Source organism: Desulfocurvus vexinensis DSM 17965 (assembly GCF_000519125.1).
Taxonomy (GTDB): domain Bacteria; phylum Desulfobacterota; class Desulfovibrionia; order Desulfovibrionales; family Desulfovibrionaceae; genus Desulfocurvus; species Desulfocurvus vexinensis.
In genome coordinates this window covers 54734-67294 of sequence record NZ_JAEX01000001.1, presented here as the reverse complement: position 1 = coordinate 67294, position 12561 = coordinate 54734, and the positions used below count along the sequence as shown (strand labels likewise).

Here is a 12561-nt window from a genome sequence, read left to right as displayed (position 1 = left end):
CGCCAAGCCCCGCAAGGAGGACAGCCCATGATCCGCAGCCTGCAATCCATCGTCACCGGCACGGTCCAGGGTGTGGCTTTCCGCGCCTGGGTCCAGGGCCAGGCCCAGAGCCTGGGCGTCACCGGCTGGGCCCGCAACCTGGCCGACGGCGCCGTGGAAATTCTGGCCCAGGGCGACGAGGCCGCCGTGCAGGAGCTGCGCGACCGGCTGCTGACCGGTTCGCCCCTGGCGCGCGTCCAGGACGTGCGCTCCAAGTGGATCGACTACGACAAGCGGCACGACCGCTTCGAAATCAGGACCTGACCCGGGCCCCCGGCCCGGATCTCGCCGCCCGCGCCCGGCGCCACGGGCGCGTCCCCCCAGCGTGGCTGCGGGCCGGGTTTCGCTCGGCCTGCGGTCCGGTACGCCCCAAAAACGGCCCTCCCGGGCCGAAAAGGAACCATAGATGAGCAACGACACCCTGGAAAACATCCTCGTGCTCGCGGACGCGGACCCCAAGGAGGGCGAAGGGCAGGACCAGAAGCCCAAGATCCCCACCGAGGTCCCCGTCCTGCCCGTGCGCGACATCGTGGTGTTCAACTACATGATCCTGCCGCTCTTCGTGGGCCGCGAGCACTCCGTGGCCGCCGTGGAGACCGCCCTGGCCGGCGACCGCCACATCCTCATCCTGACCCAGAAGGACGAGCGCGTGGACGAACCCGGGCCGGACGACCTCTACGACGTGGGCACCGTGGGCCTGATCATGCGCATGCTCAAGATGCCCGACGGGCGGCTGAAAATCCTCGTCCAGGGCCTGTCGCGGGCCCGGGTGGCGGAGTTTACCGGCCAGGGCCCCGGGCTGACGGCGCGCATCGAGCTGCTCGAAGAGCAGGAGATCACCGATCTGACCAGCGAGCACGAGGCCCAGGTGCGCGCCGCCAAGGAGCAGAGCGAGCAGATCATGAACCTGCGCGGCGTGTCCTCGCCGGACATCATGGGCGTGCTCTCCAGCGTGGACGACCCCGGGCGCCTGGCCGACCTGGTGGCCTCCAACCTGCGCATGAAGGTCGCCGACGCCCAGACCATCCTGGCCTGCGTGGACCCCATCGAGCGCCTGCGGCTGGTCAACGCCCAGCTGGCCAAGGAGGTCGAGGTCGCCGGGATGCAGGCCAAGATCCAGTCCATGGCCAAGGAGGGCATGGACAAGGCCCAGAAGGACTACTTCCTGCGCGAGCAGATGAAGGCCATCCGCCGCGAGCTGGGCGACGGCGGCGACGACGCCGAGGAAATCGAGGAACTGCTCGAGGCCCTGGCCAAGGCCAATCCGCCCGCCGAGGTCATGCAGGAGGCCGAAAAGCAGCTCAAGCGCCTGGGCTCCATGCACCAGGACTCCTCCGAGGCCACGGTCATCCGCACCTACCTGGACTGGATCATCGAGCTGCCCTGGAACCGCCAGACCCGCGACCGCCTGGACATCAAGAAGGCCGAGCAGATCCTCGACGAGGACCACTACGACCTGTCCAAGGTCAAGGAGCGCATCCTCGAATACCTCTCGGTGCGCAAGCTCAACCCGAAGATGAAGGGCCCCATCCTGTGCTTCGTGGGCCCTCCCGGCGTGGGCAAGACCTCGCTGGGCCGCTCCATCGCCCGCGCCCTGGGCCGCAAGTTCCACCGCATGAGCCTGGGCGGCATGCGCGACGAGGCCGAAATCCGCGGCCATCGCAGGACCTACATCGGCGCCATGCCCGGGCGCATCATCCAGGGCCTCAAGCAGGCGGGCAACCGCAACCCCGTGTTCATGCTCGACGAAATCGACAAGCTCGGCGCGGACTTCCGGGGCGACCCGTCCTCGGCGCTGCTCGAAGTCCTCGACCCCGAGCAGAACAACACCTTCACCGACCACTACATGAACGTGCCCTTCGACCTGTCCAAGGTCATGTTCATCTGCACGGCCAACACCCTGGACACCGTGCCCGCGCCGCTGCTCGACCGCATGGAGACCATCCGCATCCCCGGCTACACCGAGCACGAGAAGGTCAAGATCGCCCGGCGCTACCTGCTGCCGCGTCAGGCCACGGAAAATGGCCTGAAACCCCGCGAGCTGCAACTCTCGGACTCCGTGCTGGCCAAGCTCGTGCGCGAGTACACGCGCGAGGCGGGCCTGCGCAACCTCGAGCGCGAGGTCGGCTCCATCTGCCGCAAGCTGGCCCGGCGCAAGGCCGAAGGCCACAAGGGCCCCTTCCGCGTCACCGCCTCCGGCGTGGAGAAGTTCCTCGGCCCGCCGCGCTTCCGCGAAGACGCCCTGGAGGCCAGCCTGACCCCGGGCGTGGCCCTGGGCCTGGCCTGGACGCCCTTCGGCGGCGAGATCCTGCACATCGAGGTCCAGGCCATGCCCGGCAAGGGCAAGCTGACCCTCACCGGGCAGCTCGGCGAGGTGATGAAGGAGTCCGCCCAGGCCGCCCTGTCCTACGCCCGCGCCCGGGCCAAGCAGTTCGGCATCGACCCCGACTTCACCGAGAAGATGGACATCCACATCCACGTGCCCGCAGGCGCCACGCCCAAGGACGGGCCCTCGGCGGGCGTGACCCTGGTCACGGCCCTGGTCTCGGCGCTGACCGACACCCCCGTGTGCGGCGACGTGTGCATGACCGGCGAGGTCACCCTGCGCGGGCGCGTGCTGCCCGTGGGCGGCATCAAGGAGAAGATCCTCGCCGCCGTGGCCCACGGCATGAACACGGTGATCATCCCCAAGGACAACGAGCACAACCTCGTGGACATCCCCGCCGAGCTGCGCCGGCGCATCACCGTGCGCCCGGTGGAGATCATCGACGAGGTCTGGCCCCTGGCCTGCCGCAAGACCCCCGGGGCCAAGGCCGCCCCCGCCAAGGCCCAGCAGCCCCCCGAGGCCGCGCCCCGGAAGGGCGAAGCCCGGGGCGAAGCCCGGGGCGAAGCCCGGGGCAAGGGCGCGGGCAAGGCCAAGGCGGCCCCCAGGCCCGGGGCCGCGCGCAAGCCCGCCGCCAAATAGCACAAGGGGCGACCCCGCCAGGGGCCGCCCCTTTTCCTTGGCCCGCCGGGCCGCCCCGGCCCCGGGAGCCGCCCGGGCCAGCAGGCGGCGCCCCCGGTCCCGGCCCGGCCCAGCCCCAACCCGGCCCCCAAAAAAACGGCGGCCCCCCTCGGGAGGCCGCCGCCTTTCCACCCGGGCGCGCGGGCCTACGCCTCTTCCAGCAGCCCCTGCTCGGCGGCGAAATCCACCAGCGCCACCACGGCGGCCTCGCTGTCCAGGAACAGCTCCACCAGCTCTTCGCGGGTGCGGCCCGCCAGCTTGGCGCCGACGAAATGCTTGAGCCCCAGCGCCAGGGTCATTTCCAGGATCTCCGGATATTCCTTGCCCTCGGTCACCAGCTCGAACAAGGCGCCCTCGAAAACCTCCAAAAGCTCCTCGCGGGACAAATCTTCCAGCTCAATCCGTTCGTCGTTCATGGCGTTCTCCTGATGCCCGGTGCGGCGGGTTTTCGCTTCCCTACGGCACGCGCCCCGGCCCGTCAAGAACCGCCCGCCCGGTTGACTTGCCCGCCCAGGCACGCCACAACGGACAAGCCCCCAGGACCACGCCCCACGCAGCGCAGCGCGCAGGAGCCGCCATGACCGACCGCCATCTCTGCATCCACGGCCACTTCTACCAGCCCCCCCGCGAGGACCCCTGGCTCGGCGCCGTGCTCCCCGAAGGCAGCGCCGCCCCCGGGCGCGACTGGAACGCGCGCATCACCCGCGAAAGCTACGCCCCGCTCTCCCGCGCCCGGCTGCTCGACGCCCAGGGCCGCATCCGCACCCTGGTCAACGCCTACGAGTTCATCAGCTTCAACTTCGGCCCCACTCTGCTGGCCTGGATGGCCAGGCAGGCCCCCGAGACCTACGAGCTGATCCTTGAAGCCGACCGCGCCTCGCGCGCGCGCCTGGGCTTCGGCAACGCCATGGCCCAGATCCGCCACCACACCATCATGCCCCTGGCCAGCGCCGAGGACAAACGCGTGGAAACCGCCTGGGCCGTGCAGGACTTCGAAGCCCGCTACGGCCGCAGCCCCGATGGCCTCTGGCTGCCCGAGGCCGCCGCCGACACCGCCAGCCTCGAAGCCCTGGCCGAGGCGGGCATCGCCTACACCGTCCTGGCCCCGCGCCAGGCCGCCGCCGTGGCCGACCCCGGCGGCCCCTGGCAGCCTGTGGACGAAGCCTCCCTGGACATCACGAAGCCCTACCGCGCCGAGCTGCCCTCGGGCCGCTCCATCGCCATCTTCTTCTACCACGGCGCCCTGTCCCAGGCCGTGGCCTTCGAGCGCCTGCTCACCGACGGCGGCGCCTTCTGGAGCCGCCTGCGCGCCGCCGCCGCCCCGGGCCTGGTCTGCCTGGCCACCGATGGCGAAACCTACGGCCACCACTTCACCTTCGGCGAAATGGCCCTGGCCTGGTGCCTGGAACAGGCCCAGGCCGACCCCGACGTGCGCCTGACCAACTTCGCCGCCCACCTCGCCGCGCACCCGCCCGTGCGCCTGGTGCGCCTGCACGAGCCCTCGTCCTGGAGCTGCGTCCACGGCGTGGAGCGCTGGCGCGCCGACTGCGGCTGCAAGACCGGCGACCACCCGGGCTGGGCCCAGGCCTGGCGCGGCCCCCTGCGCGAGGCCCTGGCCGCCCTCAAGGCCCGCCTGGACGCCCACTACGCCCAGGCCGCCCCGGCCCTGCTGCGCGACCCCGCCGCCGCCCTGCGCGACTATGGCCGCGTCATCGCCGCGCCCGCCGGGGGCGAGGCCTTCGCCGCCGCCCACCTCGCCCCCGGCCTGGAGCCCGCCGCCCGGCAGCAGGCCTGGGAGCTGCTGGCCATGCAGCGCCACGCCCTGGCCTCCTTCGCCAGTTGCGCCTGGTTCTTCGATGACCTGGACCGCATCGAGCCCGTCAACGCCCTGACCAACGCCCTGCGCGCCTGCGAGCTGGCCGGGCGCACGAACATCCCCGGCGGCGCCCAGGCCCTGGAGGCCGCCCTGGAGCAGGCCCTGGCCCAGGCGCGCTCCAACCCCTGCCCGCGCCACCCCCAGGGCCGCAGCGGCGACGACATCCTGCGCCAGGAGGCCCGCCCGCGCCACGGCACCCCCGCCAGCCTCGCCCTGCACGCCCTGCTCCTGGCCTGGGCCCAAAACCCCGGCCTGCCCCCCGGCGGCGCCCCCGTGGACCACGCCTGGCCCGACGCGCGCGTCGCCGTCCGCTGGGACGCCGCGCCCGCAGCCCAGCCCGGCGCCCTCCCAGGCACCGCGCGCATCAGCCACACCCACGGCGAAGCCGCCGCCGAACACGCCCTGCTCTGGGAGCCGCCCGCCGCCGACCCCTGGGCCAGCCGCCTGCGCCTGGACAACGGCCCCTGGCTCGCCGCCCGCGACCTGCCCTGGAACAAGCGCCAGGACATCGCCCTGGCCTTCGCCGCCGCCTCGGCCACCGCCCAGCGCGCCACCCTGGCCGCCCGCGCCGCCACCGCCCGCGCCCTGACCCTGCCCCTGGCCGAAGCCCAGACCACCCAGAACGAGGCCGACCACTGGCAGCACCTGCTGCCCGCCCTGGCCCACCACTGGATCGCCAACGGCACCGACTCCCCCGAGGACGAAGCCCTGCGCGCCCTGCTCACCGCCCACCCCTGGCCCGACGCCGCCCGCCAGGAGCTTGCCCAGACCCTCAACCACGCCGCCCTGGCCCTGCTCGCCGCGCCTGGACCCGACTGGGCCGCCCTGGCCCGCCTCGCCACCCGCGCCCAGGCCCTGGACGCCCAACCCGACTGGTGGCCCACCCAGAACCGCCTCTGGGCGCTGGCCCCCGACTCCCCCGAGGCCCGGGCCGCCGCCCGCGCCTTCGGCTTCGCCATGGCCTAGGGTCAGCCGTCCCGGGCGCCGCGCTGGGCGCCGCGCAATGCGCTGCAGGGGCGCCGCCCCTGCACCCCGCGAGGGGGCAACGCCCCCTCGACCCCGCACGCCGTCCCGGCCCCGCACGGCGCGGCGAAGTCTCGCCGCGCGGAGCCGGGACGGAGGGCCTGGGCCTGGGCACGGCGGGAAACAAGCACAGCCAGATCGGCTGCCGTCATGGCCGGGTTGCCTGTGCTGCGGCTACGGCCACGGCGGTCATGCCCAAGCCAATTGCATATCTTTTATAGGGTGACATTTTGACACATAGGCGATTTTGGCCTATAAAGGGGCAACACGAAACACACCCACCCCCACAAGCGACCCCGCCAGGAGGAACACCCATGCCCCAGCCCGCCCGAAAGCAGCTGCCCAGCACCCCCCGCAGACCTCCCATGCCCCTCGAAGAATTCTTCCGCACCGTGGTGTTCGGGGCCGATACGGCCAGGGAGGCGCGGCGTAGCGCAAACACGGCCCGCATGGACAGCCCGGACTACTGGCTTGAAGAGTTCGGCGATCTCCACCGCCAGCCCCCGGTGCTGACCACCCTGCCGGTCGAGGAGCAGGCCCCCAAGGCCGCCTCCCCGCTCCCGGGCCTGCCCGCCGGGCCGCCCCTTGGCGCCTCCGGCGAGCCCAACGCGCCGCTCCTTCTCGAGCTGCCCACCTTCCTGCGCACCGCCAGCGCCGCCCCGCAGACCAGCCTCGCCCTGCACCCCCAGGGCAGCGCAACACCCCAGCACGAGCCCGCCGCCGTCGCGCTCTCCGGCGCCGAAACCACCGCGCCCCAGGATGCCCCGCACTCCCCGCAGCGCGTCCCCGCTCCCGAGGCCGCCCCCGAGGCCACGCAACGCGAAGACCTGCCCATCCTGGACGGCGGCGCCCTGGACGCGGCCAAGCTTTTCCTGCACTACCTTGGGGGCAGCGAGGAAAATTTGGAGATGGATTTCAACAATGTGGACACCTCCGGCGTGACCCCGGAGCAGTTCCCCGGCTTCCAGAAGCAGCTGGACGCCCTGCGCGCGGCGGGCGGCGGGACGGCCACCGTCTCCCTGAGCAAGACCTACAGCACCAAGGGCGCACAACACGCCGCCCTGGGGCATATCACCCTGAAGCTGGAAGGCAAACTCACCGTGGACGAAAACGGCTGGCACCTGGACGGTGAGTTGGGCTCAGAGCCAGACGATTATGATTTCAACAAAATGAAAGAAGGGGAGCGCAGTGGACCCGCCGAAGCGTCCACACGATTTGGAGGTCTATTCGACGGGAAAAAATTTTCCATCAAGATAAACGGCAGCAAACGTATCAAGGAGCAAGGATCATGGTAAAACTGCGCAAAAGATACTTCGCCATCCCTTTTCTCCTCATCTTCGTTTACGCCATGATCAGACCAGAGATCATTGCCTTGTTTTGCAACCCATATGAGGAATATGACGACGCGTTCAGCAGTGCCATATTCGACGGGGACCCAATGGTTCCAGCAGAGACAATCCAGGAAATCACCTTTTACGAACTCCCGCCTGAAATGGATCTCCCCTGCGAAAGGACAAGAAAAAAGATGCGCCTGATACGACGCATAACTGACAAGACGACCATCGAGGCGCTTGTCAGTGCGATCAATAATTCAAGCGGGAGAGATAGCTATGGAAAATCGCGTGTCCGCATGTCAAATCAGCTTGGAATAGAAATCATTGCCAACGATCAACGCAAAACATTCTTGATCATATGGATATTTGGAGATGAAATATACGTCCAGCCATTTCCAGAAAAACGCTTTAACTACAACAGTTTTTTTACGTTTAGAAAAAAACTCCACTCCCTGCTCTTGGAGGAGGGCATCCTCGACCAGCTCTCTGGATACGCCGAGTTCATGGCCGAGCAACAGGGCCAATAGCACCAACCCGACCGGGCCGGATTCCCCATGGGAGTCCGGCCCGGTCGTTTTTTAGCCCAGAAGGAAACTGCGCGCACCGCTCCCCGAGAGCGCCTGTCGGTGGTGGGAGGGGATGGGGTCCGGGGAAGGGGAGGGCGGCCCCCCTTTCCCCAAGCGCCGAAAGCGGGGCCGCCCTCCCCTTCCCCGGCGACCGCAGACTACAGCGCGCCACCTTCACGCCGCTTTGCCCCGGCCCGCGCGCCGCGCACCCGGCGCCCTGCTCCCCGGGGGCGTGGCCTTTCCTTGCCGCGCGCCCCGGCTCGCGCGCCTTGCGGCGCCCTGCCCGCCCTAGTAGTGCGGCGGCGCCTCGTCGGGCGGGGTGGCGGTACTGGCTCCGGCGGTGAAGGCGGCCTGCAGGCGGGTGGCGACGGCCTGGAGCAGGCGCTCCATGGCGTCGATCTGCTTCTGCTGCGCGGCGATCACGTCGGAGAGGTCTTCGATGGTCTTTTCCTGGAGGGCGACGGTTTCTTCCAGGCGGATGATGCGCTCTTCCATGGTGTCCTCCGGTGGGTTGGAGACCGGGGGGCCTGTCAGCGTTGACGGGCCAGGGCCAGGATGGCCTGGAACTCCTCGGGGCGCACGGGCTGCACGGACAGGCGGCTGCCCTTGCGCAACAGCTCCATTCCGGCCAGGGCGGGCACGCCGCGCAAAAGCGCCAGGGGCAGCGGCGCGGCGAAGCGCTCCACCAGTCGGATGTCCACCATATACCACAGGGGCCGCTCCTGGGAATGGCGGGGGTCGAAGTGTCTGCCTTCGGGGTCCTGGGCGGTGTGGTCGGGGTAGGCCGCGCGGGCGACCTCGGCCAGCCCGACGATGCCGGGGTCGGTGACGCTGTGGTAGAACAGCACGGGGTCGCCGGGCCGCATGGCGTCGCGCATGAAGTTGCGGGCCTGGAAGTTGCGCACCCCGTCCCAGGCGGTGGTCTGGCCCGGGGCGGCGGCCAGGTCGTCGATGGAGAAGCACCCGGGCTCAGTCTTCACGAGCCAGTGGCCGGGGGCGGCGGGGGCGGCGGAAGCGGTCATGGGGCAACCTCCCCGGGGAAGTGGGTGTCCAGGTATGCGCCAAAGGCCTTTTCGGCGCGGGCGGCGTAGAGTTCCATGCGCCTGCGCTTGCCCGCGCGCACGCCCAGCTCGGGCATCAGGCCGAACTGGACATTGGAGGGCTGGAAGCTCTTGGCCGGGGTGCGCAGGTGCCCGAGCAGGGCGCCCAGGGCGCTTTCCACCGGCGCGGGCGGCACCTCGCGCCCGGCCAGGCGCGCGGCCAGGCTCAGGCCCAGCCACAGCCCGCAGGCGGCGGACTCCACATAGCCCTCCACGCCGGTGATCTGCCCGGCGAGGTAGACCCCGGGGCGGGCGCGCAGCTCCAGGGCCTGGCTCAGGGCCTGGGGCGCGTTGACATAGGTGTTGCGGTGGATGCTGCCCAGGCGCTCGAATTCGGCGTGCTCCAGGCCGGGGATCATGCGGAACACGCGGCGCTGCTCGGGGTAGGTCAGCTTGGTCTGGAAGCCGACCATGTTGAAGCGGGTCCGGGCCCGGTTCTCGGCGCGCAGCTGGACCACGGCGTGGGCCTGGGCCCCGGTACGCGGGTCGGCCAGACCCACGGGCTTGAGAGGCCCGAAGAGCAGGGTCTTGTCGCCGCGCTCGGCCATGACCTCGATGGGCAGGCATCCCTCGAAGTGCATCTCGCGCTCGAACTCGCGGGGCTGGACCTTCTCGGCGGCCAGCAGCGCGTCCAGGAAGGCGCGGTACTGGGCCTCGTCCATGGGGCAGTTCAGGTAGTCGTCGTCCTCGGGGCGGTAGCGCGAGCCCCAGTAGGCCTTGTCCATGTCCACGGAATCGGCCTCGATGATGGGCGCGATGGCGTCGTAGAAATACAGGCTCTGCCCGCCCACCACGCGGGCGAGATCCGCCGCCAGGGCGTCGGAGGCCAGGGGCCCGGCGGCCAGGACCACGGCGTCGAAGCCCGCCAGGGCCAGGTCGTCCAGGGCGGTCATCTCCTGACGGCGCACGCTGATGGCCGGGTGGTCTTCCACGGCGCGGGTCATCTGCTCGGAGAACAGGGCGCGGTCCACGGCCAGGGCCTTGCCTGCGGGCACGCGGGTGGCCTCGGCGGCGGCCATGACCAGGCTGCCCGCCCGGCGCATCTCGGCCTTGAGGCAGCCCACGGCGGTGTCGGGCAGGTCCGAGCGCAGGGAGTTGGAGCAGACCAGCTCGGCCAGCCCGGCGCCGGTGTGCGCGGGGGTGCTGCGCCCGGGGCGCATCTCGAAGACGGTGACGCCCACGTCGCGGCGGGCCAGCTGCCAGGCGCATTCGCACCCGGCCAGCCCACCGCCGACCACGGCGACGGTATGGTGCGGCACTAGTACCTCGGTTTGGCGCGCATGGCGGCGAAGAAGGCCTCGGGGCCCTGGGCGGCCATGCGCTCGTTGTTGGCGCGCCAGCGCTCGTGCAGCGCGGGCGGCAGGTTGGTCCTTTGGCAGGGGAACTCGGGGCACTGGAAGCACCAGCGCACGCCGTGGGCGGGCGCGCAGTCCTTGACCGCGCACGACCCCAGCAGGCAGCGCCCGCTGCGGCAGCCGGTGCATTGCCCGCCGCCCAGGCGGTCGAGTACGCGCTCGAAGTCGGCGTAGGCGGCAAAGGCGGGGTCCATGCCCGCGAAGCGCCCGGCCATGGCTGCGAAGCCGCCCAGCTCGGCGCGCAGCTCGCGCGCCAGCCGCGCGATGGGGCTGCCGGGGTGGGACAGGCAGCGCCCGCAGTCGAGCCCGCAGGGGGCCAGGTCGTCCAGGGGCTGCGGCGCGCCGGGTGCTGTTTTCCGTTCGTTCATTGACATTGCCTCGGCCTCCCGTTCACTATGCGGGCGGCGTGGCCCGAGTATGACCGCTTCCCCGCAGCGAGGCAACCATGGACCTGCTTTCCATCCGCGACCTGGAAACGACCTTCTTCACCGACCAGGGCGCCGCGCGCGCCGTGGACGGCGTGTCCCTGGACGTGGACCGGGGGCAGACGGTGGCCGTGGTCGGCGAGTCGGGCTGCGGCAAGACCATGCTGGCCCTGTCGGTGCTGCGGCTGGTGCCCGCGCCCGCCGGGCGCATCACCGGCGGGCAGGTGTTTTTCGACGGCACGGACCTGCTGGCCCTGCCCGAGGCGGCCATGCGCTCCATCCGCGGCAACCGCATCTCCATGATCTTCCAGGAGCCCATGACCTCGCTGAACCCCGTGTTCCGCGTGGGCGAGCAGATCGCCGAGGCCGTGCGCCTGCACCGGGGCGCCACGGCCCGCGAGGCCCACGAGGCCGCCGTGGAGATGCTGCGCCTGGTGGGCATCCCCGGCCCGGACGAGCGCGCCCGGGCCTACCCCCACGAACTGAGCGGCGGCATGCGCCAGCGGGTGGTCATCGCCATGGCCCTGGCCTGCGACCCCGAGCTGGTGCTGGCCGACGAGCCGACCACGGCCCTGGACGTGACCATCCAGGCCCAGATCCTGGACCTGATGATGGACCTCAAGGAGCGCAACGACTCCGCCGTGCTGCTCATCACCCACGACCTGGGCATCGTGGCCCAGACCTGCTCGCGGGTGGCGGTGATGTATGCCGGGCAGGTGGTGGAGCAGTCCCCGGTGCCCGAGCTGTTCCGCGACCCGCTGCACCCCTACACCCGGGGGCTGCTGCGCTCCCTGCCGCGCCCCGGCGCGCGCCGGCGCGAGCTGGAGCCCATCCCCGGCGTGGTGCCCGGGCTGAGGGCCCTGCCCCGGGGCTGCCGCTTCCACCCCCGCTGCCCGCAGGCCATGCCCCGCTGCCGCGAAGAGCGCCCGCCCATGCTCGGCCCGCAGGCCGGGCGCGGCGTGCGCTGCTGGCTGCACGCCTGAGCAGGCCCGCCCCGCCCGCCCCGGGCCTGTACGCCGCCCCCGCCCGCCAACACCCGCGCCCCCCGCGCCCGACTCCGCCCGCCCCCGCATCCCCCGCCCCGCGCTCCGGGCATGATCCTTGCTCTTCTCCCCGCGTCCGGCTCCCGCCGGAAGTTTTTGCCCATCGGCCATCAGGAGGACCCATGAGCATCTACGGCGTTTCGCACAACGGCGTCCTGGGCACCGTGAGCTTCCGCTCCCAGGAAGAGGACGGCATCGATCCGGAATCGAAAAAGGGCCAGCGCATCGACCGCGACGGCGACGGCAAGCCCGACACCCTGGACGACATCAGCCTCACGGACCTGGGGGTCAAGCTCTCCCGGCTGACCCGCGACTACCCGACCCTGAACATCGTGGACACCATGAACGCCGACCTGGAGCTGCTCCAGACCGGGTTCATGGAATCCCTGGAGCAGAAGCTCCAAAAGGCCGGGGTCAACGTCACCGAGGCATTCACCCTGCAGGCCGACGCAAGCGGCGAGGTGCGCGTGAACGGCTCGCACCCCGACAAGGCCGCCATCGAGGCCGCCATCAACACCGACACGCAGCTCAAGGAGGCCTTCGCCAAGATCACCGAGCAGGCCGGGCTGATCAGCAAGGTGCAGACCAACAGCAAGTACATGTCCCTGCGCAAGGGCCTGGACGCCTATCTCCAGAACTCGGGGCAGTCCGGCTCCAACAACGGGCTGTTCATGGTCGATCTGGCCGAGGGCGACATGCGCCTGGGGCTGGCCGGGCTGCTGTAGCGGCGAATAGGAGGCGCCAGGCCGGCAATTCGCGCGTTTCCCTCGACGCGGACCTCTCGCTTAGGCTATAA

At 70.8% G+C, this 12561-nt stretch carries 12 protein-coding genes; 7 read left to right on the top strand and 5 right to left on the bottom strand.

Annotated elements, in window-relative coordinates:
- Positions 1 to 27: 27 nt before the first annotated feature.
- Together G495_RS0100255 and lon are read left to right on the top strand one after the other, a co-directional pair.
- A complete protein-coding gene (locus G495_RS0100255; RefSeq protein WP_028586152.1) occupies positions 28 to 303 on the top strand; it encodes an acylphosphatase in 276 nt (91 codons plus the stop codon).
- 142 nt (positions 304 to 445) lie between these two features.
- Positions 446 to 3004 (top strand): endopeptidase La, encoded by a 2559-nt coding sequence (gene lon, locus G495_RS16785; RefSeq protein WP_084457655.1) that lies wholly within the window; start codon positions 446 to 448, stop codon positions 3002 to 3004.
- A 185-nt stretch (positions 3005 to 3189) separates the two neighbouring features.
- Here the strand turns inward: lon and G495_RS0100240 are convergent, their stop codons facing one another.
- Positions 3190 to 3459: a hypothetical protein gene (locus tag G495_RS0100240; protein ID WP_028586151.1), complete on the bottom strand. Its 270-nt coding sequence runs from the start codon at positions 3457 to 3459 to the stop codon at positions 3190 to 3192.
- A 161-nt stretch (positions 3460 to 3620) separates the two neighbouring features.
- Between G495_RS0100240 and G495_RS22700 the strand changes: the two genes are divergently transcribed.
- From G495_RS22700 to G495_RS21495, 3 genes are all read left to right on the top strand, one after another.
- Positions 3621 to 5885: a DUF3536 domain-containing protein gene (locus G495_RS22700; RefSeq protein ID WP_028586150.1), complete on the top strand. Its 2265-nt coding sequence runs from the start codon at positions 3621 to 3623 to the stop codon at positions 5883 to 5885.
- A 422-nt stretch (positions 5886 to 6307) separates the two neighbouring features.
- Complete coding sequence (locus tag G495_RS0100230) at positions 6308 to 7237, top strand: lipid II-degrading bacteriocin (RefSeq protein WP_156939526.1); 930 nt, start codon at positions 6308 to 6310, stop codon at positions 7235 to 7237.
- Complete coding sequence (locus tag G495_RS21495) at positions 7231 to 7803, top strand: hypothetical protein (RefSeq protein WP_156939525.1); 573 nt, start codon at positions 7231 to 7233, stop codon at positions 7801 to 7803. Before G495_RS0100230 ends, G495_RS21495 begins: the two co-directional genes overlap by 7 nt.
- A gap of 327 nt (positions 7804 to 8130) precedes the next feature.
- On the opposite strand, the gene G495_RS16780 is transcribed toward G495_RS21495, so the two are convergent.
- Genes G495_RS16780 through G495_RS0100210 form a run of 4 tightly spaced genes read right to left on the bottom strand, consistent with a single transcriptional unit; the run spans position 8131 to position 10665 of the window.
- Positions 8131 to 8337, bottom strand: coding sequence for a SlyX family protein (locus G495_RS16780; RefSeq protein WP_035250335.1), 207 nt, complete (start codon positions 8335 to 8337; stop codon positions 8131 to 8133).
- A 35-nt stretch (positions 8338 to 8372) separates the two neighbouring features.
- On the bottom strand, positions 8373 to 8864 hold the full coding sequence (locus tag G495_RS0100220; RefSeq protein ID WP_028586148.1) for an EVE domain-containing protein: 492 nt from the start codon (positions 8862 to 8864) through the stop codon (positions 8373 to 8375).
- A complete protein-coding gene (gene trmFO, locus G495_RS0100215) occupies positions 8861 to 10201 on the bottom strand; it encodes a methylenetetrahydrofolate--tRNA-(uracil(54)-C(5))-methyltransferase (FADH(2)-oxidizing) TrmFO (protein ID WP_028586147.1) in 1341 nt (446 codons plus the stop codon). The genes G495_RS0100220 and trmFO overlap by 4 nt, the downstream gene beginning before the upstream one ends.
- Positions 10201 to 10665 carry a DUF3795 domain-containing protein gene (locus tag G495_RS0100210; RefSeq protein WP_028586146.1) on the bottom strand — a complete coding sequence of 155 codons (465 nt, stop codon included), beginning with the start codon at positions 10663 to 10665 and terminating at the stop codon, positions 10201 to 10203. The genes trmFO and G495_RS0100210 overlap by 1 nt, the downstream gene beginning before the upstream one ends.
- 77 nt (positions 10666 to 10742) lie before the next feature.
- On the opposite strand from G495_RS0100210, the gene G495_RS0100205 reads away from it, so the two are divergent.
- Together G495_RS0100205 and G495_RS0100200 are read left to right on the top strand one after the other, a co-directional pair.
- On the top strand, positions 10743 to 11705 hold the full coding sequence (locus tag G495_RS0100205; protein WP_028586145.1) for an ABC transporter ATP-binding protein: 963 nt from the start codon (positions 10743 to 10745) through the stop codon (positions 11703 to 11705).
- 182 nt (positions 11706 to 11887) lie between these two features.
- The gene (locus tag G495_RS0100200) at positions 11888 to 12490 is read left to right on the top strand and encodes a hypothetical protein (RefSeq protein ID WP_028586144.1); all 603 of its coding nucleotides are present in this window, start codon (positions 11888 to 11890) and stop codon (positions 12488 to 12490) included.
- Positions 12491 to 12561 lie beyond the last annotated feature (71 nt).